At 69.2% G+C, this 25,200-nt stretch carries 25 protein-coding genes and 2 pseudogenes; 12 read left to right on the top strand and 15 right to left on the bottom strand.

Annotated features, from left to right (window positions below):
* Positions 1-592 precede the first annotated feature (592 nt).
* A complete protein-coding gene (locus MB828_RS11315; protein WP_301648036.1) occupies positions 593-1,954 on the bottom strand; it encodes a sensor histidine kinase in 1,362 nt (453 codons plus the stop codon).
* The gene (locus MB828_RS11320) at positions 1,951-2,694 is read right to left on the bottom strand and encodes a response regulator transcription factor (protein ID WP_301648037.1); all 744 of its coding nucleotides are present in this window, start codon (positions 2,692-2,694) and stop codon (positions 1,951-1,953) included. Before MB828_RS11320 ends, MB828_RS11315 begins: the two co-directional genes overlap by 4 nt.
* Positions 2,695-2,776: 82 nt before the next feature.
* On the opposite strand from MB828_RS11320, the gene MB828_RS11325 reads away from it, so the two are divergent.
* From MB828_RS11325 to MB828_RS11335, 3 genes are read left to right on the top strand one after another with little or no spacing between them, the layout of a single operon-like run.
* Positions 2,777-3,436: a DUF4956 domain-containing protein gene (locus MB828_RS11325; RefSeq protein ID WP_301648038.1), complete on the top strand. Its 660-nt coding sequence runs from the start codon at positions 2,777-2,779 to the stop codon at positions 3,434-3,436.
* Positions 3,433-4,251 (top strand): polyphosphate polymerase domain-containing protein, encoded by an 819-nt coding sequence (locus MB828_RS11330; protein ID WP_301648039.1) that lies wholly within the window; start codon positions 3,433-3,435, stop codon positions 4,249-4,251. Before MB828_RS11325 ends, MB828_RS11330 begins: the two co-directional genes overlap by 4 nt.
* Positions 4,248-5,108: a phosphatase PAP2 family protein gene (locus MB828_RS11335; protein WP_301648040.1), complete on the top strand. Its 861-nt coding sequence runs from the start codon at positions 4,248-4,250 to the stop codon at positions 5,106-5,108. The genes MB828_RS11330 and MB828_RS11335 overlap by 4 nt, the downstream gene beginning before the upstream one ends.
* 307 nt (positions 5,109-5,415) lie before the next feature.
* Here MB828_RS11335 and MB828_RS11340 read toward each other — a convergent pair whose 3' ends face one another.
* From MB828_RS11340 to MB828_RS11350, 3 genes are all read right to left on the bottom strand, one after another.
* Entirely contained in the window at positions 5,416-5,889 is a 474-nt protein-coding gene (locus MB828_RS11340) for an ATP-binding protein (protein ID WP_301648041.1), read from the bottom strand.
* Positions 5,890-6,305: 416 nt separating this feature from the next.
* On the bottom strand, positions 6,306-6,518 hold the full coding sequence (locus tag MB828_RS11345; protein ID WP_301648042.1) for a DUF4287 domain-containing protein: 213 nt from the start codon (positions 6,516-6,518) through the stop codon (positions 6,306-6,308).
* Between the two features lie 70 nt (positions 6,519-6,588).
* Positions 6,589-7,260 carry a DUF998 domain-containing protein gene (locus tag MB828_RS11350; RefSeq protein WP_301648043.1) on the bottom strand — a complete coding sequence of 224 codons (672 nt, stop codon included), beginning with the start codon at positions 7,258-7,260 and terminating at the stop codon, positions 6,589-6,591.
* Between the two features lie 120 nt (positions 7,261-7,380).
* Here MB828_RS11350 and MB828_RS11355 point away from each other — a divergent pair, with 120 nt between their 5' ends.
* The 3 genes from MB828_RS11355 to MB828_RS11365 all read left to right on the top strand — a co-directional run bounded on the left by MB828_RS11355 (position 7,381) and on the right by MB828_RS11365 (position 9,034).
* Positions 7,381-8,004, top strand: a complete 624-nt coding sequence (locus MB828_RS11355) for a TetR/AcrR family transcriptional regulator (RefSeq protein WP_301648044.1) — start codon at positions 7,381-7,383, stop codon at positions 8,002-8,004.
* A gap of 159 nt (positions 8,005-8,163) precedes the next feature.
* Positions 8,164-8,463, top strand: coding sequence for a hypothetical protein (locus MB828_RS11360; protein ID WP_301648045.1), 300 nt, complete (start codon positions 8,164-8,166; stop codon positions 8,461-8,463).
* Positions 8,450-9,034, top strand: coding sequence for a DEAD/DEAH box helicase family protein (locus tag MB828_RS11365; RefSeq protein WP_430381361.1), 585 nt, complete (start codon positions 8,450-8,452; stop codon positions 9,032-9,034). Before MB828_RS11360 ends, MB828_RS11365 begins: the two co-directional genes overlap by 14 nt.
* A 429-nt stretch (positions 9,035-9,463) precedes the next feature.
* On the opposite strand, the gene MB828_RS11370 is transcribed toward MB828_RS11365, so the two are convergent.
* Both MB828_RS11370 and MB828_RS11375 read right to left on the bottom strand, forming a co-directional pair.
* Entirely contained in the window at positions 9,464-9,952 is a 489-nt protein-coding gene (locus MB828_RS11370) for a GNAT family N-acetyltransferase (protein WP_301648046.1), read from the bottom strand.
* 506 nt (positions 9,953-10,458) lie between these two features.
* The gene (locus MB828_RS11375) at positions 10,459-11,598 is read right to left on the bottom strand and encodes a PucR family transcriptional regulator (protein WP_301648047.1); all 1,140 of its coding nucleotides are present in this window, start codon (positions 11,596-11,598) and stop codon (positions 10,459-10,461) included.
* Positions 11,599-11,685: 87 nt separating this feature from the next.
* Between MB828_RS11375 and MB828_RS11380 the strand changes: the two genes are divergently transcribed.
* The gene (locus MB828_RS11380; protein ID WP_301648048.1) at positions 11,686-12,750 is read left to right on the top strand and encodes a ferredoxin reductase; all 1,065 of its coding nucleotides are present in this window, start codon (positions 11,686-11,688) and stop codon (positions 12,748-12,750) included.
* Positions 12,751-12,757: 7 nt separating this feature from the next.
* Positions 12,758-13,876: a fatty acid desaturase family protein gene (locus MB828_RS11385; RefSeq protein ID WP_301648049.1), complete on the top strand. Its 1,119-nt coding sequence runs from the start codon at positions 12,758-12,760 to the stop codon at positions 13,874-13,876.
* Positions 13,877-14,384: 508 nt separating this feature from the next.
* Here the strand turns inward: MB828_RS11385 and MB828_RS11390 are convergent.
* Positions 14,385-14,627, bottom strand: coding sequence for a DUF5302 domain-containing protein (locus MB828_RS11390; protein ID WP_301648090.1), 243 nt, complete (start codon positions 14,625-14,627; stop codon positions 14,385-14,387).
* Positions 14,628-14,704: 77 nt separating this feature from the next.
* On the opposite strand from MB828_RS11390, the gene MB828_RS11395 reads away from it, so the two are divergent.
* Positions 14,705-15,346 carry a hypothetical protein gene (locus MB828_RS11395; protein WP_301648050.1) on the top strand — a complete coding sequence of 214 codons (642 nt, stop codon included), beginning with the start codon at positions 14,705-14,707 and terminating at the stop codon, positions 15,344-15,346.
* A 31-nt stretch (positions 15,347-15,377) separates the two neighbouring features.
* Here the strand turns inward: MB828_RS11395 and MB828_RS11400 are convergent, their stop codons facing one another.
* The 4 genes and pseudogenes from MB828_RS11400 to MB828_RS11415 form a co-directional block, all read right to left on the bottom strand.
* A complete protein-coding gene (locus MB828_RS11400; RefSeq protein ID WP_430381363.1) occupies positions 15,378-16,022 on the bottom strand; it encodes a transposase in 645 nt (214 codons plus the stop codon).
* Between the two features lie 491 nt (positions 16,023-16,513).
* A pseudogene (locus MB828_RS11405) lies at positions 16,514-16,745 on the bottom strand (hypothetical protein).
* Positions 16,745-16,981 (bottom strand): hypothetical protein, encoded by a 237-nt coding sequence (locus MB828_RS11410; protein ID WP_301648052.1) that lies wholly within the window; start codon positions 16,979-16,981, stop codon positions 16,745-16,747. Before MB828_RS11410 ends, MB828_RS11405 begins: the two are co-directional and overlap by 1 nt.
* Positions 16,982-17,062: 81 nt before the next feature.
* Positions 17,063-17,251, bottom strand: a complete 189-nt coding sequence (locus MB828_RS11415) for a hypothetical protein (protein WP_301648053.1) — start codon at positions 17,249-17,251, stop codon at positions 17,063-17,065.
* Between the two features lie 392 nt (positions 17,252-17,643).
* Here MB828_RS11415 and MB828_RS11420 point away from each other — a divergent pair, with 392 nt between their 5' ends.
* Together MB828_RS11420 and MB828_RS11425 are read left to right on the top strand one after the other, a co-directional pair.
* On the top strand, positions 17,644-20,619 hold the full coding sequence (locus MB828_RS11420) for a tetratricopeptide repeat protein (protein ID WP_301648054.1): 2,976 nt from the start codon (positions 17,644-17,646) through the stop codon (positions 20,617-20,619).
* Positions 20,620-20,994: 375 nt separating this feature from the next.
* On the top strand, positions 20,995-22,473 hold the full coding sequence (locus MB828_RS11425) for a hypothetical protein (protein WP_301648055.1): 1,479 nt from the start codon (positions 20,995-20,997) through the stop codon (positions 22,471-22,473).
* A 20-nt stretch (positions 22,474-22,493) separates the two neighbouring features.
* Here MB828_RS11425 and MB828_RS11430 read toward each other — a convergent pair.
* Positions 22,494-23,068 (bottom strand): annotated as a pseudogene (locus MB828_RS11430) (transcriptional regulator).
* 142 nt (positions 23,069-23,210) lie between these two features.
* Between MB828_RS11430 and MB828_RS11435 the strand changes: the two are divergent.
* Positions 23,211-23,642, top strand: coding sequence for a hypothetical protein (locus MB828_RS11435; RefSeq protein WP_301648056.1), 432 nt, complete (start codon positions 23,211-23,213; stop codon positions 23,640-23,642).
* On the opposite strand, the gene MB828_RS11440 is transcribed toward MB828_RS11435, so the two are convergent.
* Both MB828_RS11440 and MB828_RS11445 read right to left on the bottom strand, forming a co-directional pair.
* Positions 23,626-24,009, bottom strand: coding sequence for a helicase associated domain-containing protein (locus tag MB828_RS11440; protein ID WP_301648057.1), 384 nt, complete (start codon positions 24,007-24,009; stop codon positions 23,626-23,628). The two genes, MB828_RS11435 and MB828_RS11440, sit on opposite strands and share 17 nt — an antisense overlap.
* 116 nt (positions 24,010-24,125) lie before the next feature.
* Positions 24,126-25,148, bottom strand: coding sequence for a helix-turn-helix transcriptional regulator (locus MB828_RS11445; protein WP_301648058.1), 1,023 nt, complete (start codon positions 25,146-25,148; stop codon positions 24,126-24,128).
* Between the last annotated feature and the right edge of the window lie 52 nt (positions 25,149-25,200).

The raw sequence follows: 25,200 nt of genomic DNA on the forward strand, positions 1-25,200 counted from the left end.
TGCCCTCTCGCCGCCGGCGCCGGCGCCAACGCCGGCCGTGTTCTGGTCCTGCTGCTGGGTGGCCACGGACTTGGAGCTGTCGGAGCCGGAGTCGGAACCGCCGCAGGCGGTCAGAGCGAACGCCAGCACGGCGATGGGAGCGGCGAGCAGGGCACGACGGGGCAGAACACGCATCAGGGGTGTCTCCAAACACGGGGCATCACTGGAGAGTTCGCAGAACCGTGGGGCCCGCTCTCCGGGGGACGACAACAACCCTAGAAACCCGCTGTCGAGAGGCAGACCAGCAGATGGACAGAGGCAGACCAGCAGGGCACCAATGTTTCGCCACCGACACACCGCCCACCCACAGCGCCACACCCACCCCGGATAACAGATCAGGTCAGCAGTCACAGACCGAGCAACCGAAATGCCTGCCAGCTTCGAGAGCAGCGAAGCGGCGCAGTGATGGGGCGATGGCAAATCGGTTGACCGGCGCCGTTGCCACTCCGCGTTCGCGCGGACTGGGCGTCGGCCTCTTTGCGTTCGCCAGCGGGCCCGTCAGGGGCGGCGCTATACCCGCGCCGTGTGCCGGCGCCCCGAGCCGACGCGTCGTTCAGCAGGGCAGGTCGAGGGTGACGGCGCTGCCGTGACCGGTGTTCTTGGCGTGTGCGGTGCCGCCGTGGGCGAGGGCGACGGCGTGGACGAAGGCGAGTCCCAGGCCGGAGCCTTCGCTGGTGCGGCTGGCCTCGGCGCGGGCGAATCGGTCGAAGGCCCGGGGCAGGAACTTGGGCGGAATGCCGGGCCCCTCGTCCGTGACGGACAGCCGCAGCCTGCCCTCGTGGATGATGGCTGTGAGGCAGACGGTGCCGTGGCCGTGGCGCAGGGCGTTGTCGAGCAGGTTGCCGATCGCGGGCTGCAGCCAGCGTGCGTCGCCCTCGATGGTCGCGTCGGGGACGTCGACGGTCAGGTCCCGCCCTGCTCGTTGGGCGGTGCGCCGGTGTGGGGCGACGGCGGCCTCGGCGAGGTCGGCCAGGCGTGTCCGGGCCCGGGTGAGGTGCTGGCTGCTGCCGAGTTCCTCCAGGTCGAGGAGCGCGTTGGACAGGTCGATCAGGCGCTGGACCTCGGTGTCCACGGAGCGCAGGGTGTCGGTGAGTTCGTCGGCGGAGCGGGGGCGGTGCAGGGCGACGTCGAGCTCGGCGCGCATCAGGGTCAGCGGGGTGCGCAGTTCGTGGCTGGCGTCGGCGACGAACCGGCGCTCGCGTTCTGCGGAGGCTTCGAGGCGGTCGAGCATGTGGTTGAGGGTGTGCCCGAGCCGGGTGATCTCGTCCTGGCGGTCGGCGGGCACGTCGAGCCGCGTGTGCTGGGCTCCGTCAGCGAGGGTGGCCGCGCCGCTGCGGTAGCGCTCGACGGGGCGCAGGGCGGCGCGGGCGGTCCGGTAGCCGACGTACGAGGCCGCGATCAGGGTCAGGGCGGAGGCGAAGGCGAGCTGCGCGAGGAGTTCACGTAGCGCCTCGTCACGGTGACCGCGCCGGACGGCGGCGACCACGATCCGCAGCTGCCCGTCCGCCGTGACGCGTCTGGCCTGCAGGCGCAGCGTGTCCGCGGTGATAGGCAGCAGGGAGCCGACGTCCCGCCGGACGGCGGCACCGTGCGCGACGGCGTTCAGCTCGGCGGGGGTAAGCAGCAGCTGGTGGTGCAGCGCATCGCTGGAGTGCAGGACGCGGCCTTGTTGGTCGAGGACCTGTTGGAGGCTGCCGCTGGGGCCCGGCGGGAGCGGCGCCTGGGCGTGCACGGCCTGGTCGAGGCTGCGTTGGTAGGTAGTGAGGTCGTCGTTGAGCTGCTGGTCCAGGGCTGTCTTGACCCGCCAGTAGACCAGTCCGGCCGCCCCGGTCAGGACCAGGGACATGGTGACGGCGACGGCCAGGACGAGGCGGGTGACGACGGGCAGCCGCCGCAATCCGTTGTGCAGGTTCACGGGGTGGTCTCCAGGCGGTAGCCGCGTCCGCGCAGGGTCGTGATCGTCGTACGGTCGAAGGCGCGGTCGACCTTGGCGCGGACCTTGGAGACGTGGACGTCGATGGCGTTGCTGCGCAGGTCGGTCTCGCCGTCCCAGACCTCATCCAGCAGCTGGAGGCGGTTCACGACCCGGCCGGCGTTCTCCATCAGCACCCGCAGGACGTCGAACTCCCGGCGGGAGAATTCCAGTTCGGTGTCTGCCCGCCAGGCCCGCTGCTGCTCGGGGTCGAGGACGAGGTCGCCGACCTGGAGCCGGCCGGCCGGGTCCGGGCGGCGGCGGGATATCGCGCGCAGCCGGGCCAGCAGCTCTTCCATGGCGAACGGCTTGACCACGTAGTCGTCGGCGCCCGCGTCCAGTCCAGAGACCCGCTCGTTGATCGCACCGCGCGCGGTCAGCAGGATCACGGGGACGTCGATGCCCTCGCCGCGCAGTGTGCGGCACACCTCGACGCCGTCCAGGCCGGGCAGCATCACGTCCAGCAGTACGGCGTCCAGGCGGGGGTCGCGGGCGGCGGCGAGGCCCGAAGGCCCGTCGTAGCGGCCTTCGGCGGTGTGCCCGGACTCGGTGAGGTAGCGGACGACCAGATCGGTCAGGCGGGTCTCGTCGTCGACGACCAGGCAGTGCATGCCGGCCAGGCTAACCGCCCGCGCGGCCGCCTCCTGCTGCCGGGAAGGCTTCATGGTCTGTTCATGTGACATCCCTACCGTCCTTCGGGTCGCGGTGTCCCGCGGGCCGCGACTGGCCTGCCGTCCGACGTGCCGTGACGGAAGGGACAACCTCATGCACGCAGCGGTCACGGTGCTCGCCGCCAAGAGCATCACCGACCACATCGCCCCCGCGGATCTCATAGCCCGCGGCGGTCTCGACGTCATCGCGCTGCTGATCCTGATCGGCTTCCTCTACCGGCGCCGTCCCAGTGCTCCGGCGATGCCGCTGGTCCTGGCCGCACTGAATGTCGGCCTGTTCGCCGCGATGAGCACCATCAGCGCCGGAAAGTTCCCTGCCGGGGTCGGCTTCGGGCTGTTCGGCATCCTCTCCTTGGTGCGGCTGCGCAGCGCCGCGTTCACTCTCCGGGATGTCGCCTACACCTTCGTCGCCTTGGTGATCGCTCTGTGCACCGGGCTGCCGCAGCGCCAGACCTGGCTGGTGGTCGCGCTCGACGCGGTCGTGCTGGTAGCCGTGCTGGTGGTCGACGATCCCCGGTCCTACGGGGCGCCAACCCGGACCGTGAAACTCACCCTGGACCGGATCTACGAGGACCCTTCCCTGATCACCCAGGACGTGGCGTTCCGCTTCGGCCGGGCACCGCTGTCCGTGGTCGTCGACGAAGTGGACTACGTACGCGAGACCACCCGCGTCTCCGCCCGCTACCCCGCCAGCCCGGATGAGCCCGGGACCGGGACGGATACCGCATCACAGGAGCAGGTGATGGCACCGTGACCTCCGCGTCTTCGCTCCCGACGGGGCTGGATCTGACAGCCCTGCGGGGCGCGACACTGGGCGAGGTCGACGCGGTGGCGGCCCTGCAGCACCGCACTGACCGCAAGTACCTGATCCCGCTCCACCAGGCGCGCGCCTTCGTTCGCCTGCTCGCCGACAGCCACCACGTACTCGACCTGGCCGGACGCCGTACGACGCACTACCTCAGCACCTACTTCGACACCGAACACCTCGGCTCCTGGCACGCCCACGTCCAGGGCCGGCGCCGCCGCTGGAAGGTCCGCGCCCGCCTGTACGCGGAAGACGGACTGTGCCGGGTGGAGGTGAAGACCAAGGACGGCCGCGGCGCTACGGTCAAGCACGCCCTGAAGGTCCCGGCCACCGCGTACGGCGAACTTGACACGCAGGCCGCCGCGTTCGTGGACGAGGTGCTAGAGCAGGCCGGAATCACCGTCACGGCCAAAGACCTGATCCCCGCGGCGGAGGTTCGCTACGTCCGCGCCGCCCTCGCCGACCTGGACCACGGCACCCGCGTCACCCTCGACGGTGCCCTCACCTGCCACCGTGCCGGCCATGCCGCCGCCCTCGACCCCGGCCACGTGCTTGTCGAGACCAAAGGCGGCATCCGGCCCGCCCCGGCCGACCGGCTGCTGCTGCGCCTAGGCGCCCGGCCCGTCTCCCTCAGCAAGTACGTCGTCGGCCAGTCCCTCCTCACCCCGGGGCTGCCCGACAACGACGTCCGCCGTCTCGTCCGCACCCACTTCAGCGCTCCGACACGGACGGCACCGCTCTTCGAAAGGACCCCCGTCGCATGAACACCCTGCGCGGCATCAAATGGCCGTACGCCGTGATCGCGCTGCTCGCCGTTGCCGCTGCTGCTATCGGCCTCCTGCGACCGCAACTGATTCCGGCCGCCTCCTCCACCAGCGCGAAGAAGAAGCCCGGTGCCACGGCGCTGATCAAGCAGAACCCGCCGCCCACACTCTTCACCGATGCCGAGATCGCCACTATCGGCAAGGAGGCGGCAGACCAGCACAAGAAAGCCAATGCCCTCTTCGCGCAGTGGAAGGCTGCGCACGGCACCACGCGCGACGACAAGGCGTTCGCCGCCTGGGCCGCACGGCAGGTCCCGGCTCCGCCGTCGGCCAAGGAGCGCACTGCCGAACTCCGCCAGGTCCAGGCGCTCGCCAAGTCCCGCACAGCGGCCGGGAAGAAGGCCTCAACCTGGCTGGAGCTTTATGGCAAGAAGGACATCTGGAAGCTCTACCTCCACGACCAGCGCGAACTGATCCCCGCCGCGCAGCGCAAGACCGAGAAGGCTGAGCTCAAAGCAGCGCTGAAGCTGGCCAAGACGATCAGCGACCAGCTGGCGGCCAAGGACAAGCAGCCGGCCCCGTTCGTCCTGGACCCCACCCTGCGCCCGGACAAGCACATCACGCCCGGCGCGAAGGGCCCGTACTCCTATCCCTCCCGCCACGCCGCCCGCTCCGCCGCGGCCGTCGCCTTCCTCACCGCCCTCGCCCCACACCGGGCCGAGGACTACGAGTGGATGCGGGCCGAAGTCCTCTATTCCCGCCTCTACATGGCCGGCCATGTCCCCAGCGACCTCACCGCCGGCACCCTGCTGGGCGATCTCATCGGCGACTACGAACTCGCCATCAGCGGCCACTGACCGTGGACGAGTAGTTGCCGAACCGCACAGCCATGCCGATATGAAGCCCTCCGGCAGCTTTCTGGGGGCAGTGCTCCGTCCGCAGGCGCACAGGCCGCTCACACCGTGCAGGTCTCCGTACCCGGCACGTGCTGAACATGAGGGCGCACGCCGGCCGGGAGCCTGTCGGACCCGGCCCCGCAGACCTCAGTGTGGGTCTGCCGGGCCGAGAGGCGTCCCACGGCTCTGTTCCGAACGTGCTGTGCCCGCGGCCGGGCGCCCCCGAAGGTGTTCGGCAAACCACAATCTCCCGTAGACGTGGTGCAGTTCACATGGGGCTGGTGGCGGTGGTCCCGTCCGGGTCGTCGGTCAGCGTGATGGCCGCGGTCAGGCGCTTGCCGGCCGACTCTCGGCGGCCCTCAAATGCCTGGCACACGGCCATGACGATCTCCAGCCCGTGCCGGCCGATACGGCCAGGGTCAGCTCTCCTGGCCACCGGCAGTGCCGGATTGCTGTCCCACACCGTCACCTTCACCGTCCCTTCGCTGACTTCCAGGGTCAGCCGACACGGCCCGGGCGCGTATTTACGGGCATTGGTGACCAGCTCGCTGACAACCAGTTCCACCATCGCCCTCACCCGGCCGGACACCGAAAGTCCCTGCCCTGCCTGCACGTCGGCCAGGAACCGGCGGGCCGCACCCCGAGCCTGAGCGATGCCCTCGCTGCCCTCGAACGCGGTTGCCGCCGTGATCGGACGGGCCATCAGGGACTGCCAGCCCTTACCCTTGGCAAGCTGACCCATCCCTCCCACCTTGTACCCGTGCGCTCCCAGCCGTCCCGGAGCAGATGCCCCCACCACCGCGCTGCATGCCATCGCGCCGCGCCCTTTCGGACCCGTCGGTGGCTGCTCGAGGGACAGCAGCGCTCACGGACGCTGATCCGCACTGCCAGACGTGGACAAAGAGCGGCCCGCCGCTACGGGGGTGGAATGCGGCGGGCCGACCTGCACCACGGTGACGCGAGGCGCCCCCGCACCATAACCAAAACAGCCACCTGGTTCTGTTCACAAGAACCGGCTCTGGACCAACTTCTGTGGAGCGGTTGTTCATCACTCTGGGAGGCGCCCCGCGGTCGGCGTGTTCGATGTTCACGAGAACCGACAGCACCCGGGGCCGGGCGCGGGTTCCGCAGCCCGCAGGACCCACGCCCGGCCCCGGTTCAGTTGCTGCCGCGCTCGGCGAGGGTGTGGGCGACAAGGGCGTTGGCGTGCCCGTGACCGACGCCGTGCTCGGACTTGAGCCACGCGACGAGTTCCATGTGCTTGGTCAGGGGCGAGGTGCGGATCAACTCCTTCCACTCCTCGATCGGGCGGCCGTACTTCTTCTCGATCGACGGGAAGTAGCTGGCGGGGCCTTTCACCGGTGCGGCCATGACGAGGCATCCTGTCTGTCTGGGGACTTTGGTTCTCGGGTTGTTGCTTCGCGGGCGGGAGTTGGAGCCGCTACCGCTGGGCGGTCGCAGCGGAGCTGACCAGCCGGACGAAGGCTGCGGTGAGCGCGAGCAGGCCGAGGCCCGCTGCGGCGGTGAAGGCCGCGACCGTGGTGGCGGAACCGGCGAAACCGGCGATGACACCCACCGGCAGGAGGCGGTAGGCCAGGGCCCAGCCGCGCCGGCCGTGGGCAGCGAAGTGCCGCGCCAGCACGAAGAACGCGGCGCACAGGGCGAGATAGCCCGCCGCGCCGCTGAGCATATGGACCGCCCCGTGCCCACTCAGTGCGGCCGGACCGTCCGGCGTACCTGCCGGGAATCCTGCTCCAGGATCCGCCGTGAACACCCCGGCGAGCAGGAAGGACGCGCCGAAGACGCCGACCAGGCGTGGCGCCCAGGTGCCGCCGGTGGTGTGACCGATCGCCCGCCGCAGTCCCGCCGCACCACCGGTGACCAGCGTGCCGGTGATCAGGAAGCTGGCGACTTGAATCCAGCCCAGCGAGCCGAGGCTGAGCTGGCTGATGGCGTTTCGGGTGAAGTCGAAGCCAGTACGGGTCAGACCCTCGATCACCCCCAGCCCCAGGAACAGCGGTCCTGCCACCGCCCCGCAGGCGAGCAGCGCACGCGTGGCGAACCGAGCCGGGGCAGCGCGGCCGGTGACCGCTACGCGGATCGCCTGAGTCATATGGAATCCCCCTGAAAGCCAAACAAGCAAGAACTGGACTGTCCAGTACTGTCGGACAGGACGGTACCGTACCCACTACGGAACTGGACTGTCCAGTACTGACCGCTCGGAGGAGGAGACATGGAAGCGAACGAACCCGGCGGACGCTCCGCTCGCAAGCACCAGGCGATCATGGACGCCGCGACAGCGGCCTTCATGGCGAAGGGTTACGCCGGCACGAGCATGGACGACATCGCCAAGCTGGCTGCCGTGTCCAAGCAGACGGTGTACAAGCACTTCGCCGACAAGGAGAAGCTGTTCGCCGAGATCGTCCTGGCCACCACCGACCGGATCGAGGCCATGATCGACTTGGTGGCCGACATCCCCGCCGATGCGGACTCGCTGGAGAAGGACCTGATCCGGCTGGCCCGCCAGTTCCTGACCGCCCTCACCCAGCCCCAGGTGCTCCAGCTGCGGCGCCTCATCATCGCCAACGCCGACACCTTCCCAGAGCTGGGTGCCGCCTGGTACAAGCAAGGATTCGAGCGGGTCCTGGCCACCCTGGCCGACACGTTCCGCCGCCTGGCCGACCAGGGCCTGCTGCGCATCGACGACGCGCTCCTGGCCGCCAACCACTTCTCCGGCCTGCTCCTGTGGATCCCCGTGAACAAAGCCATGTTCCACGGCAGCCCACAGCACACCCAATCCGAACTCCACCACTACGCCGACGCCGGCGTAGGGGCCTTCCTCGCCGCATACCGCTGACACCGGCCGCCCGACCCGCCGCCCCCGCAGACATGCACCGCTACCGGACACCGACCGGAGACCGGCGTTGTCCGAGCTCAGGTTCTGCCTCACTTTCCGTGGAGGGCTGACTGAGTGTGATGTCAGTGGTGTGTGGTGGGATGGCCGGACTCTGCTGCCGTGACCTGCTGGGAGACCACCTTCATGCCCGTGTACTCGTCTCTGCCTCACGCCCTGGCCGCGGCCTTGGTCGATGTCCTGTGGTTCATCGAGGGCAGTGAAGACGAGCAGATGGATCCGGACGACGCCGTCAAGGTGCTGGAGGGTGTCGCCCACGTGGTCAGCAAGCTGTCGAGCGAGCAACGGAGCGAACTGATTGGTCTGCTCGGGACGATGGCCGAAGCCGAGTCTGATTCCGCACGCCGGGAGTTCCTGGAAGGGTTTCCGGAAGACTTCGGGCTCCTTGATGATGCGGTCTGACCTGTGCCGCCTCTCCGAGCAGCCCGGGAAGGGCATCCCAGCCGAGGGGCTGCGCACGCAGGTCATCGCCGCGACCGGGTCCGGGAAGACGCTGATCGGGGTGGCGGCAGCCGGCCGTCTGTCCGCGCGCCGGGTGCTGGTCCTGGTCCCGACTCTGGACCTGCTCTTGCAGATGGCTTCCGCCTGGCGCCAGGGAGGCCGGCGCGGCGCGATGATCGGGGTGTGCTCCCTGCGGGGCGCGGACAGCCAGGGGCTCCCGTGCACGACCGACCCGGACGAACTGATCGCCTGGACCGCCGGCCCCGAGACGGTCACCGTGTTCGCGACCTACGCCTCGGTCGGCATGGGCACCCTCCAGCGCGCGCACGCCGCCGGGCTGCGGGTGTGGGACCTGATGGTGGTGGACGAGGCGCACCGGGTCAGCGGTGACGGGCTCAAGCCGTGGGCGGCCGTGCACGACCAGACCCAGGTACCGGCCGTGCGGCCAACACCAACCTGCCCCACGTGGACCTGCCCACAGCCGACATCCCCACCACGGTCGTCGGCACCCAGGAGATCGAACGTCTGGTGACCTTGACCGACACCACGCCCAGCTCGCTGCTCCTCGAAGGGGCGGCCGACCCCCTGCGCTCAACGAATGCCTCAACGGCACGAGGGCGACCGCAACCCGGTCCTGACCAGGGATGGGCAGCCTGCCCATGGGCGACGGCCCGGCTTCCTGCCGCCTCGGATGCGCTGCAGCCCTACGGCGCGGGTACACGTACTGAGTAGCGAATCGCGCGAACCGTCGTCTGCGAGGCGCACGGCACCCTGCCGTTACTCCGGTCTCAACGACGCCCTCCGCGGCGAACGTCACCGGTGGCCCGGTCCCAACCATTCCTCTCGGCCGGATCGAGGGTCGTTGAGGCGACGGCACACACGGAGCGCGCGGCGTCCAGCGGCTCCTGCATGCCGGCCACCATGCAGGCGAAGCCGGTGCCTCGCCAACCGGCACACCGCGTCATTCCGAAGGAATGCGAAACTCGAATTCGGGACGGTCCCACGGCACGGCGGGCGGGTTCGCGAGCGCGGTCCCGGTCCGCACTGCACCGACGCGGTGGTAGAAGTCCTCGGCGGGAGGATGCGACACGACCTTGAGACGGTCGAGCCCGGCGGCACGGGCCTCGGACTGCATGTGCGCGACGAGCAGCCGTCCGATACCCCGTCCTTGCGCTTCGTCGGCGACGAACAGCAGGTCGAGCTCCGGTGGAGCGAGGACGAGCGAGTAGAACCCGAGGACCCGGCCTTCATGCTCGTCGGCGCCGACGGCCACAAAGGCGCGGTGGGTCTCGATGTAATCAGGACCGACCCGGTAGCCCACGACTGCGGCTGCGTACTTGCCCTCGTAGGCACCTGAGCCACGAACGAGCCGCGTGAGCCGTTTGGCATCCCGCGCGACGGCCCTCCGTATCGTGATCGGCTGGCTGATCGGCGAAGTGCGTGAACTCATCGGGAGAGTATTTCGCACCGGGGAGCGCCTTCCTGCGGCGGGTCGGCTGCTCGGGCAGGCGTTCCTGCACCGCTCCCTGGAACCACTCGTGCGGGAGATCGATCGCCACCAGCGCGTCGCCGATCGCATCACCAGCCTCCTCGCCGAACTCGGCGAACGACACGACGGGTCGGCCGACTGGCCAGTACGAATGAGAGGAACACCGGTCGAACGGCTTCGCCCAGGACAGAATGCGGCCATGCGTTACGCCACGAGGACCCCCGAGCTGCTCGCTCTTGTCCACCGCTACTCCCGCTCAGTCGCGACCGGGTGTGGCTGGTCGTGCGAGACGCGGGCCTGACGGATCGGCAGGTGGGCGACTCGTGGTGGAACGCTCCCTGTCAGCCGACCTGCTGCAACCTTGATCGCGTCGCTCACCCGAACCGTCCCGGCTGCAAGGACGCCCAGGTAGACACCGAGCACGATGCCGGGATCCGCCGGGAGTTCGTGGACGGTCGAAGTACGCGTCAACTGGCCCGCAGACCGACCGCCAGCGTCAGTTCAAGGACCCGGTGTGGCGATGCGAGATCCGGAAACAGCTCCCGCAGCTGCGACATCCGGTACCGGACTGTCTGGGGATGGACGAACAACGCTGCCGCCACCTCTTCCCGCCTGCCCTGGTGCAGCAGCCACGCCCGCAACGTCTCCTCCAGCCGCCGTGCGGTCGCGACAGGCAGGGTGCGCAACGGTGCGAGGGCTCGGGCACACAGGTCTGCCAACGCGTCCACGTCGGCGCTCAGCACCAGCTCGGGCAGGTGGTCCTCGGTGTCGCGAATATCAGCGGAGAGAGAGCGCGCGCGTACGGCTCGTGCGTACGAGGCGGACGCACGAGTCCATGGCCGGGCCGGGCCGACCACTGCGGTGCGGTCGGTCAGCTGTCGCAAGAGATGTGATCGGTCGGCATCGGGGACGAGCAGCACCCCGGTGGCGTCCGGCAGATCGTCGAGGACGAGGGCGCCCGGGTCGAGCGCGCGGTAGGCAGGCCGGGCCTGGGCGGCGGGCAGCAGCACCGCCGTCAGCGTGACCGGAGGCTGCCATCCGGCCCGTTGAGCAGAGGCCAGCAGCATGTCCGGGCTCGCGCCGGCGAGGAGGTCGCGGGCCAGGTGTTCCAGGTGGCGCTCGTGGACCCTGCCCCGGGCGGCCAGTTCGTCGGCGTGGCCCGCGGCGCTCGCGGCGGAGAGCTCGTCGATGTAGGCGAAGGTCAGCTCGGCGAACTTGGCGACCTCGGCGGCGGGCAGACCTGCGGACACGGCGCCCGCTGCCAGGCATCGCCAGGCCACGCGGGCGCCGACGCGGTAGGCGCTGAGCAGGGCGTCCATCGAACGGCCGTCGCGCACCTCGCCGCGGCCCAGCTCGTAGGCCGCGTCACCGCCGTCGCCGCCCGTGGCGTTCCCGCTCGCGAGGTCCAGGTAGTGCCCGAGGGCGGTGCGAACGGCTCGGCGGATGGTGGCGCCCATGTGGCCCGACAGGGCGTTGGCGTAGGGAGGGACCTCGTCGATGACCGCCTGGACGACCTCGTCGGCGGTGGTCTTCAGCGCGGCCCTCACTGCGGTGACCGTCGTCTCATCCAGGGCCAGTTCGCTGGCCCTCTGGGTTACACGACTCACGTTTTTATTCCCTGCGAACAAATCCACCCACCAGATTCACGTCCTACGGTCAGGACTCTACGCCCTGAGGCGCAGCAAGCTGGAGTCATGACGAGTACTGCCCTCCGCAGCAGGGCGTGGAAACTGCTGGAGATGGTCACGACGCCGCTGCTGCCGTCGGACTACCTCGACCTGGTCAGCCCGCTGCGTGCGGGCGCCGACCTGCGGGGGCGCATCGAGGCCGTGCACCCCGAGACGGATGACGCCGCGACCATCGTGATCAGGCCGGGACGTGGCTGGCGCGGCCACACGGCCGGTCAGTACGTGCGGATCGGAGTCGACGTCGACGGGGTGCGCCTGTGGCGTGCCTACTCCATCACCTCGCCGACACACCGCCAGGACGGCCGCGTCACGATCACCGTGAAGGCGATCCCGGACGGCAAGGTCAGCAACCACCTGGTCCGCAGGGCGACACCGGGCACGTTGATCCAGCTCGACCAGGCGACCGGTGACTTCGTGCTGCCGCAGGCCAAGCCCGCCAAGGTGCTCTACCTGACGGCCGGCAGCGGCATCACGCCCGTGATGGGCATGCTGCGCGACACCGAGTTCGACGACGTCGTCATGGTCCACTGCGCGCCCCAGCCGCAAGACGTGATCTTCCGCAACGAACTGCACAATCTGGTGGCGGCCAAGAAGCTGCGGCTCACCGAGGTGCACACCGCCACAGACGGAACGCTCGACATCGCCCGTCTCGACGCACTCGTGCCCGACTGGGCCGAGCGCGAGACCTGGGCCTGCGGGCCCACGGGCCTGCTCGACGCCGCCGAAGAGCACTGGAGCGGGCACGGCGTCCAAGAGCGCCTGCACACCGAACGCTTCCGCCCCGGCAGCGTCGTCGCCGGCGACGGAAGCGGCGGCGGCGAGGTCACGTTCAGCGCCACCGGCAAGACCGTCGACGCGGACGGCGGCACGCCGTTGCTGGACATCGGCGAGGAGGCCGGCGTGCTCATGCCCTCCGGGTGCCGCATGGGCATCTGCTTCGGCTGCGTCACGCCGCTCAAGGCGGGCGCCGTCCGAGACCTGCGCACCGGCGAGATCACCGAAGCCGAGCCGGGCGTCCTCATCCAGACCTGCGTGTCCGCCGCGGCGGGCCCCTGCGACATCGACCGGTAGGAGCACTTTGACCGCCATCGACCCCACCGCCCACCTGACCGCGGAGCAGATCGAGGAGCTCGGCCGCGAGCTGGACGCGATCCGCGACGAGGTGATCGCCGGCCGCGGCGAGAAAGACGCCGCCTACATCCGCAAGGTCATCTCGGCGCAGCGCAAGCTCGAGCTGGTCAGCAGGGGCGTCCTGCTGTTCTCGGTCTTCCCGCCCGCGTGGCTGCTCGGCACCGCCGGGCTGTCCGTGGCGAAGATCATGGACAACATGGAGATCGGCCACAACATCCTGCACGGCCAGTGGGACTGGATGCGAGACCCGAAGATCCACTCCACCACCTGGGAATGGGATCACGTCTCGCCGGCCGACCAGTGGAAGCACTCCCACAACGAGCTGCACCACACGTACACCAACGTGATCGGCAAGGACAACGACCTCGGCTACGGCATCATGCGCGTCGACGAGGACCAGAAGTGGCACCCGTTCCACCTCGGCCAGCCGCTGTGGAACTTCATCAACGCCTGCTTCTTCGAGTACGGCATCGCAGCTTACGACCTGGAGCTCGGCAAGAACCTGCACAAGCGCCGCCGCAAGAACCCGGAGTTTCGCGCGCAGGCCAAGGCCGTGGGCCGCAAGATCCGCAAGCAGGTGCTCAAGGACTACGTGATCCACCCGCTGCTGTCGGGCCCGTCCTTCCTCCCCACGCTCGCCGCCACGTTCACCGCGAACCTGGTCCGCAACCTCTGGTCCCACTCGGTGATCATGTGCGGGCACTTCCCGGAGGGCGTGCAGGTCTTCGAGCGCCGGTCGATCAAGGGCGAGACCCGCGGCCAGTGGTACCTGCGGCAGATGATGGGCTCGGCGAACATCAGCGGCAGCAGGGCCATGCACTTCATGACCGGCAACCTGTCGCACCAGATCGAGCACCACCTGTTCCCGGACCTGCCGAGCAACCGGTACGCCGAGGTCGCGGTGAAGGTGCGCGCGCTGTTCGAGAAGTACGAGCTGGAGTACGTCACCGGGCCGCTGCCCAAACAGGTGTTCTCCGCGTGGCGCAAGGTCTTCCGGCTCTCGCTGCCGAACAAGAAGCGCGAGGTCAAGACGCCGGACCGTGAGCGGGAGCTCGTCACCGCCTGATTGTTACAAGCGCCTGGCTCACGAGCCCGTGGTCAGGCGCCCTTGTCCGCAGGCCCCAGAATCGCCACGCACTCCACGTGATGCGTCATCGGAAACACGTCACAAGGTGTGTGGACGGGAGGGGAATCTACAGGTCACATGGGGTTTTCCTGCCTTGGCGCGGGCTGTGAGGCGGCCGGAGCGTCAGATGAGCGTCATGTCTGACGGACTTTCTCTCCTCCTTTGGCCGGTACACCGGGCTGTCCGCGTTTCTGATGCCCGTGGCCGTCATGTTCCTGCTCGGGTGGCAGGTCAGCTGCTGAAGGTGCTGCGGGATGCCCGGACGGAATTCCAGTTCGGCGCACCACCGACCGAACCAACCGCATCTGGGCCATTCCCCCAGGCGAGTCCGCCGGCTATGCCGCCCGCGACGCGCGCACGGGCATGCGCACGTCGCGGGCCACTGCACGGGACGCGCGAGTGGACAGCGCGAGTGCCGGTGAAGCGGTGGATCGCGGGACTCATCGACTCAGCCGCCGCTCTTGCGCCTGAACGACCGCTGGCTCGCAGCCGGGCCGTGCGCCGAACGCACCTTCGACGCATTGGACTTGGCGGCAACATCAGCGGCGTCCGCCTGCCCACCGCGCTTGCGCGCCAGGGCTTCGCGGAACTTGCGCTTGAGGTCGTAGTTGCCGTCGCTGTCCGGCTCCAGAGGGGACGTCTCCGGGGCAGCCGGCTCCGAACCTTCCGTAGATACGGGCTCTGCGGTCAGGTTCTGGTCCAACTTCTGTGGACCGGTGACGCTCAGTACCGACGGGGGTGTCGGTAGGACGGTTGATAATGCCGGTCATGGCAGATCGCAGTCCGGTTCTCCGGATCATCACCTCGGCGGCGCGGGAGTCCCTGAAGCCGCTCGGCCTGGCCCAGCGTGGGCGGTCGCGGCTGTGGATTGATGATCACGGGTGGTGGCTGGGAATTGTGGAGTTCACCCCGCCACGGACTGCCGGCAGCGGTCTGCACATCGGTGCGATGTGGCTGTGGCACGACGTGGACCACCTAGCCTTCCACGTGGACGCAGTCCGGGTCGGCTCCGAGCTGTTCCGCACCGAGGAGCAGTTCACGCCGCTGGCACTCGAACTCAGCCGACAGGCGGCTGCGAACGTGACTGCGCTGAGGGGGAAGTTCCCAGCACTGCCGAGCGTCGCCCGATACCTGACGCTCAGGCCGATGCGCCGGGGATTCCTCTGGGACGGCTTCGACGCCGGGATCGCGGCCGCCCTGGTCGGTGACCCGGACACGGCCCGCGATCACTTCGAGCGAGTCCTTCGAGAGGACCCGCTGGCCCCGTGGATGGTCGAAGCCCAGGAGAAAGCACGTGAGCTGCACGCGATCGCGGCAGATCGCAACGCCGTGGCCGCCTGGGTCGCCCGTGGCGTCGACTCATGCCGGAGCAAGCTGGGCTTGGATCCTATGCCGCTTGCGATCAACTGAATGGACCCACTGTTGGGTATCAGAGCTGCGGTCAGGCCAGCAGGACTCGCTTCCGCAGCAGGTCGAAGCCGGCCCGCCCGTACATTTGACGCTTGATCATTTTGATCCGATTGACGTGGCACTCGACGACGCCTGAGCTCCACGGCAGTGTCAGGCCCGCAGTGACGGCGGCGAGATCTCGTTCGAGACCGTTGACGAAGGTGTGGAGGCTGAGCAGGTCGTCGGCGCGGACCGCCTTGATCCATTGCGGAAGCTGGTCACCCTGGAGCTGGGTGAGCATCTTCCCGAACACGCGGACGTGCCCGGTGAGGGCAACCAGTTCGGGGCAGCCAGCAAGGAGGACTTTGAGCTTCAGGCGCTCGCTCTCCGGCAGGGTGTCGGGGTGAGTCAGGATCCAGCCGGTGACCGTGCGCGGGGACGGCGGACGGGCGGCCGGTGCCGTCGGGGATGTGCGGAACGGCCGGAGGTAGGCGCGGACGGCTCCGTAGCCGCCCGTGTAGCCGTGCGTCTTGATCTCTTCCCAGAGGATCCAGGCGTTCGTGCAGCCCTCGGCCCATCGCTCGTGCAGGTAGGGCTTGAAGTCATCGAGCTTGGTCCTGCGGTTCTGCCACTGCCCCTGGAACAGATCCTCCGGCCTCGCGGCGTCGGCCAGCCGTTGGACGGTTCGGTAGGTCATGCCGAGCTGGCGCTGGATCGAGCGTCGGCTGTGGCCGGCGGCCAGCAGTGCGTGGACGGTGGCGTGCTTGGCGCGGGTGCGGTCGGCGAACCGGTGCCCGGTGGGCCACGGTGTCCCGCTCTCGGCCAATGCCGGAGCCGGAGCCTTCTCCGGCACCGACTCGGCGAAGGTCACACGAAGGCACGAGCGGTGGCGGGAGACGCACCGCTCGGCCGCTTCGCCGAGGTTGCGCCAGAGATGGAACCGGTCCGCGGCCTGGACTGCGGTGGGCGCCCCGGTCCTGGGCGCCCTCGGCGAAGAGAGCAGTACCTCGCGCACAGCCCAGAACCATCAGCCCGAACGTTGTCGACACCGTCACTTTCCGGACGATCTCGCGAGATCTACGAGCAGGACCAACAGTCACAGGGAGTAGACGCACCACAGAAGTTGGTCCAGAACCGGTTCTCGTGAACAGAACCAGCCGTGCCATGCCTCGCCTCGGAAGAGACCGGTCAGACCTCGATGTAGGCGACGACGACCACGGTGCGCAGGGCGTGTACTGACGCAGCTGGGGGCCGGCGGTGTCGCGGGCAGCGGCTCGCCCGCGTCGGGGTCCACGGAGATGACCACCAGGGCGCGGTCCAGGGCGTGGATGGCCGCCTCGCTGGTGATGTTCTCCAGCTGCTTGGCGGCGGCGTCGGAGAAGGCGATGCGGGCGCGGCGGGGGCCGTGTCCTTGGGGCATCAGGCGACGGCCGGCCGCTGCGCGGCGAGCCGGGCGAGTTGGGCCTCGCGCAGCTCTTCCCAGGGGGTGCAGTCCTCGACCGGGGGCAGGCCGTTCTCGGCGATGTCCTCCAGGACGGCGGCGAACTGGTCCGCGCGTTCGCGGGTCTGTGCCGCGTACGCGCGGACCGCGTCGGCGGCCGCGGGCTCCAACTGCTGCCGGACGGCTCGGTCGGCGCGGGCCGGCTGGTCGGTCATCAGAGCCTCCAGACGCGGGACGGGCGTGTGTCATCACGGTTTCGCCCAGCGAGCCACCTGGGGGCCAGCTTGTTGAGAAGCTCAGTGGGTGCACAGCCACCATTCCACTACCGCGTTGAGGAGGGGTCCGGTGGAGCCCGCGAGGGCGAGGATGGCGCGGCGTCCGGCTTCCTGCCACAGCGGCTTCGGTCCGCGGCGAGGACTGGTGGGGGCGTGAGTACAGGTCTTGGAACGGGCGGTGCTGGCGGGCTTGCGGCGGCGGTGAACCATGGTGGGTCGTCTCCTCGAAGCAGTGGGTGGGCGGTGAGCAGCCGGGCCCGGCGTTGCTTCGAGGTTCGTCTGGTGAGGGCGGTCTGGTCCCAAGTACAGGGTGGATGAGGCAGGTTGGGTATTAATCTGCTGGTCCGCACCGGTGCGGTACGGCTGCCTGATCCACCCGTTTCAGGCGGCCGAGGCTGCGGGTGAGGGGACAAGGGGCTGGCACCCGGGGAAGGAAGGCTGTGGGAGTTCACCGCGAGACGCTGTACCGGCGGCTGCGTACCCTGCGCACCGAGGCGGAAGCCGCATACCGAGAGCATCACGGGCCTGGCGGTTTTCAGGCGCCGCTGGAGCGGCAGGTCCGCGGGACCGGGCTTCCGGGGACACAGGGGTTCGAGGGGAAGGTGGCCAGCCGGTGGGCCCCGAGGGACCTGGAGGGCTTCAGCGTTCCGCGGCAGGACAGCGTGGAGCAGGTCCTCTCCGTGGTGGCGGTCTGGGAGTCCTGGACGGGCGCCCGGACGCTCGATCCCGACGGCCGGGTCCGGCAGGCGTGGCTGGCTTCGGAGTCGCGTCGTGATTGGCAGCGGCTGCTCGAGAACGCATGGGGTGAGATTGCCGATGCTCGGCGTCGCAGGCCGGCCGCAACCGGGATGGAGGCACAGGCAGACGCAGCCGCCGGCGGCAGCATCCACGGTCCGGTGACCATCCGGACCACAGTGCTGCCCGCCAGTGCGGTGCGCGACGCCGCCGACACCGAGGCCCGTGGCGTGGTGTCCCTTCGCGCCCCAAAACACACCTTCACCGGCCGGACGGACGAGCTGCTCGTGCTGCGGGCCGAGTTGGCCCCGGGCACCGGCACTGTGGCTGTGGTCCTGCACGGTCTGGGCGGGGTCGGCAAGACCGAGCTGGCCCTGCAGTACGCCCACCTGAACCGCGAGTCGTACGACCTGATCTGGTGGATTGACGCCGCCGTCCCCGGGGCTACCGATGCGGCCCTCGCCGCGATCACCGAGCGGCTGAGTCCGCACTGGACGGGCACGGAGCCGTCGCTATCCGCCCGGGCCGCCTGGGCCATGGGCTGGCTGCAACAGCACGACAGATGGCTCTTGGTCCACAACAACGTGGAGGAACCGGCCCTTTTGCTGGAAGAGCTCCTGGGCAGTCTCCCGCGCGGACACCATCTGATCACCAGCCGTTACGCCACCGGCTGGCAGGGCCGCCAGGTACGGTTCGTCGGCCTCGGTGTCCTCCCCCGTAACGACTCCGTGGCACTGATCGGCTCCTGGGTACCGCTCGCCTCTCCGAAGGAGGAGTGGCAGGCCGGCCAGCTCGCCGGAGAACTCGGCGACTTGCCACTCGCCTTGGAACAGGCCGGCGCCTACATGAACCAGACGGTGACCAGCGTCGGAGAGTACCGAAGCAGCCTCCACGAGTTCCTGGACGAGGCCGCCCTTGACCACGCCGACGACGAGCAGACCGTCGCTGGCGTCTGGGCCCTGACCCTGACCGCGCTGGCCGAGAGCAACCCACTCTCCGTCGAGCTGCTCCACATCCTGGCCTGGCTCGCCCCCGACGGCTTCCCTCGGGAACTGCTGGCCAGCCTCCCCGCCGGTCCGGTCCGGGTGACGACGGCGCTCGGTCTGCTGCGCGCTTACAGCATGGTCACCCTCTCGCTGGAGGAGGTGGCCGTCCACCGGCTGGTGCAGAAGGTGCTGCGCGACCGGGCCACCCACGAAGCGGCCACACGGGCCACCGCAGACGGGCCGCCTCCCGCACCGCGCGGACGGGAGGCCGCCGAGCGCATCCTGCTTGCAGCCGTGTACCCCAACGGGCCGGAGGAGGATCCCGACACCGTCCAACTCGCGCGGCTCGCAGCACATGCGACCGCACTCTCCACCACCGACCCCGGCATCTACCGCCCCGGACCGGGCCGGCTCTTCGCCGACACCGCGCAGCACCTCCGTGAGTGCGGTCAGACCGTCCGGGCCCTCCCACTCCTCGAGGCCTACGCTCGGCAGGCTGCCGACGGCTTCGGCACCGACCATCCGTTCACCCTGAACGCCTGCGGCTCGGTCGTCTCCTCGCTCATGGCGGCGGGCCGGCTCGAACCCGCGACCGGCCTCCTGGAAGAGCTCGTGGAACGGGCCACCCGGGTACTGGGCGGCGGGGACCTCATCACCCTGCACATCCGGGGGAACCTCGCGGAGGTCCATCTGGCGCGCGGCCGACTGCAGCGAGCGGAAGACGAGTTCGCCGCGGCGGTGGCCGACAGCACCGCACACCTCGGCCCCGATCACCCCCGGACGCTCACACTGCGGAACAGGTTGGCCACCACCTACGAGAACGGCCACCAGTTCGATCGGGCGATCGAGATCTACGAGGACCTGCTCCGCCACGAGCACGGCGGCCTGGTCCACTGGAAGCAGGAGTACTCGACGCCTCTGCGGCTCAATGCCGCCACCGTCCGGAACAACCTGGCCGGGGCCTACATGGGCGCGGGGCGATCCGCGGAGGCCATCGCCACCTACCGCAAGGCGCTGGCCGACATGGTCCGCCAGGTGGGGGCAGACCACCCGATGGCGCTGGAGTGCCTCGGCAACCTCGGCTACGCCCTGGACGCCGCCGAGCAACGGGAGGAAGCCTCCCGGATCTACCGGGAGGTTGCAGAGAAGCGCGTGCGGATCCTCGGCGAGGACCACCCCGACACCCTGCTGAGCCAGAGCAACCTCGCCTACATGCTCTTCAAGACGGGAGAGCCGGAGGAAGGCCTGGAGCTCTGCCGCAAGACCCTGGTCCAGCGCGAGCAGATCCTGGGCGTGCTGCACGCCGCCACCCTGGCGAACCGGACGCTGCTGGCCTCCGCTTACGACTGGACCGGCGACCTCACGACCGCCGCCGAGCTGTTCGAGACCACCCTTCAGCAGCGCCGGGAGGTACTGGGCAGCCGGCACCCCGACACCCTGTCCACTCTCTCCGGCTACGCAACCTGCCTCATGCGGGCCGGGGACGCACCTGGTGCCGTGCCGCTGCTGGAGGAGGCCCTCGCCGTCCAGGAAGAGCTCTCCGAGCCGGAGGGCATCGCGACCATGACCTACCGTCACAACCTGGCCACGGCCCTGCGGGAAACGGGTGCGTTCGACCGCTCCGAGGAACTGTTCACCACCGTCCTGGAGCAGCGCACCCGCCGACTGGGCGCCGACCACCCCGACACTCTGATCAGCAGCGGAAGTCTGGCCCGGCTGTACCAGCTGACCGGCGACCTCGACCGAGCCGTCCCGCTCTACGAGTCGGCACTCACCGGCCTCACCGCCATCTTCGGCACCGACCACCGGACCAGCCGCACCCTGGCCGGCTACCTCGCCGAGGCCCGCACGGCCTGAGCCCCGCCCACACCGGGCGCAACACCAAGATGCCGTTGTCGTACCGATCGGGCAGGCGCAGCAGGGGAGATCAGTGCGGTGCCCTGGCCGAGGTCGTCGGCCAGGTGAGAAGCTGTAAGTCGAGCGAGAAAACCGCATTCTCACCGAGAACACCACACGCCCGAGCGCCCGCCACGCACTGCTACTGAGCCTCTTTCACCCTCTCAGGACAGGATGAAAGAGGCTCACTGGCGCACTGATCGAGTGACGGCGTAGGCATCCGCTACGCCAAAGGCGCGTGCCGTTGAGGGGTGCCACTAGTCCAGCTGAGGCTGGCCGGGATGCCGGTGCGCGTCATTGCCTGGATGGTCGCGCGGCCGTGGTCACCCTTGGCTCATGAGCAACCATCCTCTCGTCGTCGTGGAGGCCCCGGACGACCGGGGGCTGCGGGCCGTGCAAATGCGAGGGGAGACCGTCGGCCGTGTCTGGTCGCGCCGCGGCCTGGAGCGGCTCATGCGTCGGGTGGCCCCGCGGGAACTGGATCTCGACGATCCCGCCTGGGTCCGTTGGCTGGCGGATCCGTCGTACTGGCCCGACCGGCGATGGCGAAGACGAGGAACCGGCGTCCTGATGGCGCTGGGGCTTCTCGCGTCTGCGGCGGCGCTCTTCTACGTGGGCATCACAGACGCCTTCAATGCACTGGCGTATGGAGGCCGGGTGATGGGGGTCGCCTTCCTCACTGGGGCACTGGTGGAGGCAGTCGCGATCCTGGCGGTGTGCGACTACTGGGGCAAGAGGGTCCTGCGCTATTCGGGCGCGGCGGTCCTGGTGGGCGTGGGCACAGTGACGGTCACGAACCTGATTTTCTTGATCACGCAGATCCAGGGCCGCTCGTACACCCCGTTCCTCTGGCTCTGGATCACCCTGGTGCTGTGGGCTGCTTGGGCGTTCTGGGTGCTGACCCGCCAAAAGGCGTGGCAAGGGGTCCCGCACCCCAAAGGTGTCGCTCTCAGCGTGGTGGTGTCCGGCATCGTCGGAATCGCGAGCCTGGCCTATTCACAGATGTACGTCCCGTACTCGATGCCCGTAAAAATTCCTTTCAGAATCTCGTTCGGTGATCCTACGGTGAGCGCGGACGGCGCCTCACTGCATGTTCCAGCGCATATCGAGTTCCGGAACACGGGGTCCGTGCGGATCTATGTGGTGGGCACCATGTGGGCAGTCAATGGATGGCCCGCAAAATTCACCGAGAAGGGGGTCAGCGATGAGACATGGAAGAGCGATGCATGGGATTATGGCGAAGGACTGAAGCACGTCTCCTACTCCCCCTCTCACATGCTGGGTACCGGAAAATTCGGGGATCCGGGGAACCGGTTGGACCCAGGCGTTGACCTCTCGCAGGACTTCGTGGTCGACGTACCGTTGCGATCAGGGCTCGGTCGTGTGGAGATCGATGCGACCGCTTCGTTCATCCGAGCTGACCGGGGCAAACTGGGGAACAGTTACGGCGATTCTTGCGCCCCTTCTTGGGACCTGGAATCGGGTAAGCATCTTGTGGACGCTCCCCCCGGGGTGGCGAGTTCCGGCGATGATTTCTACCGCTGCTACTCGAGGATTTATCACAGCAGCGAAATGCTGAATCTGACGCATGCAGTCGACTACGCGACATGCTGGTGGGTTTTCCCTAAGTGGCAGCAGGGAGTTGTTGATTTCGCCCAAGGCGACACCTACCCCCGCCTTGTCCCGTCCATCTCGCGGGACCCGGAAGGTGTGGAACGTCTCAGCGACTCGGAGCAGGAACCCTATGGGATGTCCACGCAATTCCATTTGGCCGACCGCAGCCTCGATGAACTTTTGAAGGCCGCCAAGAAATAACCCCTGTAAACAGGGCACGGTCATGCGGCGAAGCCGATGTTGGTGACGTACTCGTACTGGCCCCACTGGGAGCCGAGGTCGACCACCGCGTCATCGACCCACGCGGTGTCGAGTGCATCGTCGTCATCAGCGGCCCAGGCGGCGACGATCCGGTCCCAGTGCCGCACGTTCAGTGTCCGGTACTCCACCGGCCGCATGTGGGGCCGGGTGACCTGCGACTGGTTGAGCGGGTGGAACTCCACCCGGATCCCGCGCCCGTCCCGGTTGAGGCGGGCCAGGAGGTAGCGCGCGACGTTCTCCCGCCGCACCGCCCGGTACGCCTGCTCGATCGCGGCGAGGTTCGCGCGGGAGGGGAGCGGGTGCCGGCGAGCCAGGCCCGGATCGTGCGGGGCGTGGCGGTCAGGCCGGCCTCCCGCGCGGCAGCGCGGGCACGGTCGCTACGGGTCAGGTAGTGCAGGCGCGCCAGCAGGCCGCGCCGGGCGGTGATCGGACTGGCGATGTAGCCGGCGAGGGCGTCCAGCTGGCGGGCGACGGCCTCATGGCCCTTGATGCCGCGCGCGCCGAACTTGCCGAAGTCGAGATTGCGCTCGGGCATGTCAGGCCTCTTCCGGGGTCATAGGGGTGGCGTCGCCGACGGTGTAGACGTCCTTGACCTTGACCTCGCTCACGCCGCGCCCTTGTCCGTATTTGGGTGGCCTGGGCATTCAGCTGGCCTCAGATCTCATGGAGGCCGGGCGGTGCAGTTCGTCTGCCGGAACTTTGGACTGTCGGACCTGCCCCGGCGCGGTCTCACTCCGCAGGAGGCGCTCCTGGAGGTGCTGCTCCTCGACATCGAGGCAGAACTGTCCATCTGGGACCGGGGGCGGGAGGTGTGGTCCGAGGAGGCGTTCCCGGTGGCTGAGCTGGCGTACCACCTGGCGCTCTGGCTCCTGAGCCCGGCTGCCGGTCATGAGAACTTCGAGCTTGATTCGATGCAGGCCGTGGAGGGGATGATCCGCATAGTCCACTCCGATGAGGGCTGGCGGGTCGGTTCCATCTTCACGCCGGACTTCTGGACCCCACCCGTCGCTTGGGACGTTCTCGTAGTAGAGATCATGCGGTTCGACGGTGCCGTGCGCGAAGGCATCGCCGGAATGGGCATCGATCCCGCCTTCATCCCAGAGCCCTGAGACTGTTCCCGGGCGGCAGCGAGTTCGGCCGAGCCACTGCCGCTGAAGGAGCGGCGGACCACGAGCGCATGGCGAGGGCATCGAGCGCGCTGCGCCGGTCGGCGCTGAGCTTGGCGGCGCGGCGGCGGGTGTTGTCGAGCCAGGCGCCGAGCTTCACCACCTGGTCCCCGTCGCCGTTGCTGCCGGGGGTGGTCTCGACGTGCTGGCGGGGGACGTGAAGGTGGCCCTCGCGGGCGTGGAACTGGCGGGCGGCGGCGAGATTCGCGGTCCATCGGGCGTTCTGCGAACGGGGCGCGCCCGGGGACGGGGTGCTGGGGTCTGCGGGCTCGATCCCGGCCGACTCCAGCAGCCACTGCTGCGCGGGCATGAGCTTGTCAGCTCGGCGACAAGAACGCGACTGCCGACGGCTTCGGTCAGGCCCCCTGACCAGGTCACGGCATCTGGCCGGAGGGCAGGGCAGCACCGACTTCGACGAGTCGGGGGTCAGGAGCGGTGGGTGTTCTCGGCGGCTGAGCCGGCGTCGGCGGAGCGGGCGGCTGGCATCCTCGCCCCAGCCGTGGTGGCGGCCGCGGCGTAACGCTGCTGCACCCGCTGGATCTCCCTGGCGAGCTCCGCGTCGCGGTCAGGGTCGGCGAGGTGGAAGTCGGCTTCGAGGTGGCTGAGCCAGGGGGCGAGGTGGCGGGGGGAGTCCGCGGACAGCAGCACGCGGCTGGTGTGCGCGGTGATCGGCTCGACGACGGCGTTGAGGGGGAGGCGGTCGACCAGGCGGTCCGAGGCGTCCTGGACGATGAGCTCGGCCTGGTAGGGCCAGGGGGTGCGGTCGACGCGGTCCAGGACGTAGGCCGCGATGTCATCGGCCGGGAGCGGGCGGGGCTTGAACAGGGGCGCCGCAATGGTGTCCAGGTGCATCCGGTCCAGGCGCAGGGTGCGCCAGTCCTCGCGGGAGGTGTCCCAGGCCAGGAGGTACCAGCGGCGGCGCACGCCGACCACCCGGTAGGGCTCCACCTCCCGGGTGGTGGTCTCCCCGGTACGGGAGCGGTACTCGATCCGTACGCGGGTGCGCTCGCGGCAGGCGGTGGTCAGGGCGGTGTGGAGATCCGGGTCCACAGTGGCGCCCCGTGTGCCGCCGGCCTCGGTGAACTCGGCGACCGCCTGTGCCTGGGAGCGCAGCCGGGGCGGCAGCAGGCGCACGACCTTGGCGATGGCCTGCTCGGCGGCCTCGTCCATCCCGGTCCCGGCGAGCTGGCGCAGGCCCATCAGTACCGCGACCGACTCGTCGGCGTCGAACAGCAGCGGCGGCAGCCTGTCTCCCGGCCCCAGCCGGTAGCCGCCCCCGGCACCGGGCACGCCCTCGATCCGGTAGCCGAGCTCGCGGAGCCGGTTCATGTCTGTACGCAGGGTGCGGGCGGTGACCTCCAGGCGGCGGGCCAGTTCCTCCCCGGACCACACAGGGCGGGCCTGCAGCAGGGCGAGGAGTTGGAGCGTGCGCTCGACGGTGGAAGGCATAGGACAAACCATACGGGATTGCGGAAGTTATTCTTCCGCAATGGGTGCCAGC

It is taken from the genome of Streptomyces arenae (genome assembly GCF_022343545.1).
GTDB lineage: Bacteria > Actinomycetota > Actinomycetes > Streptomycetales > Streptomycetaceae > Streptomyces > Streptomyces humi.

Excerpts from the sequence above, each read along its gene's own strand:
- MB828_RS11320 (WP_301648037.1), bottom strand. The coding sequence starts at position 2,694 with ATGTCACATGAACAGACCATGAAGCCTTCCCGGCAGCAGGAGGCGGCC.
- MB828_RS11325 (WP_301648038.1), top strand. The coding sequence starts at position 2,777 with ATGCACGCAGCGGTCACGGTGCTCGCCGCCAAGAGCATCACCGACCAC.
- MB828_RS11335 (WP_301648040.1), top strand. The coding sequence starts at position 4,248 with ATGAACACCCTGCGCGGCATCAAATGGCCGTACGCCGTGATCGCGCTG.
- MB828_RS11340 (WP_301648041.1), bottom strand. The coding sequence starts at position 5,889 with ATGGGTCAGCTTGCCAAGGGTAAGGGCTGGCAGTCCCTGATGGCCCGT.
- MB828_RS11345 (WP_301648042.1), bottom strand. The coding sequence starts at position 6,518 with ATGGCCGCACCGGTGAAAGGCCCCGCCAGCTACTTCCCGTCGATCGAG.
- MB828_RS11350 (WP_301648043.1), bottom strand. The coding sequence starts at position 7,260 with ATGACTCAGGCGATCCGCGTAGCGGTCACCGGCCGCGCTGCCCCGGCT.
- MB828_RS11355 (WP_301648044.1), top strand. The coding sequence starts at position 7,381 with ATGGAAGCGAACGAACCCGGCGGACGCTCCGCTCGCAAGCACCAGGCG.
- MB828_RS11365 (WP_430381361.1), top strand. The coding sequence starts at position 8,450 with ATGATGCGGTCTGACCTGTGCCGCCTCTCCGAGCAGCCCGGGAAGGGC.
- MB828_RS11370 (WP_301648046.1), bottom strand. The coding sequence starts at position 9,952 with ATGAGTTCACGCACTTCGCCGATCAGCCAGCCGATCACGATACGGAGG.
- MB828_RS11380 (WP_301648048.1), top strand. The coding sequence starts at position 11,686 with ATGACGAGTACTGCCCTCCGCAGCAGGGCGTGGAAACTGCTGGAGATG.
- MB828_RS11395 (WP_301648050.1), top strand. The coding sequence starts at position 14,705 with ATGGCAGATCGCAGTCCGGTTCTCCGGATCATCACCTCGGCGGCGCGG.
- MB828_RS11400 (WP_430381363.1), bottom strand. The coding sequence starts at position 16,022 with ATGACCTACCGAACCGTCCAACGGCTGGCCGACGCCGCGAGGCCGGAG.
- MB828_RS11410 (WP_301648052.1), bottom strand. The coding sequence starts at position 16,981 with ATGACCGACCAGCCGGCCCGCGCCGACCGAGCCGTCCGGCAGCAGTTG.
- MB828_RS11415 (WP_301648053.1), bottom strand. The coding sequence starts at position 17,251 with ATGGTTCACCGCCGCCGCAAGCCCGCCAGCACCGCCCGTTCCAAGACC.
- MB828_RS11425 (WP_301648055.1), top strand. The coding sequence starts at position 20,995 with ATGAGCAACCATCCTCTCGTCGTCGTGGAGGCCCCGGACGACCGGGGG.
- MB828_RS11440 (WP_301648057.1), bottom strand. The coding sequence starts at position 24,009 with ATGCCCGCGCAGCAGTGGCTGCTGGAGTCGGCCGGGATCGAGCCCGCA.
- MB828_RS11445 (WP_301648058.1), bottom strand. The coding sequence starts at position 25,148 with ATGCCTTCCACCGTCGAGCGCACGCTCCAACTCCTCGCCCTGCTGCAG.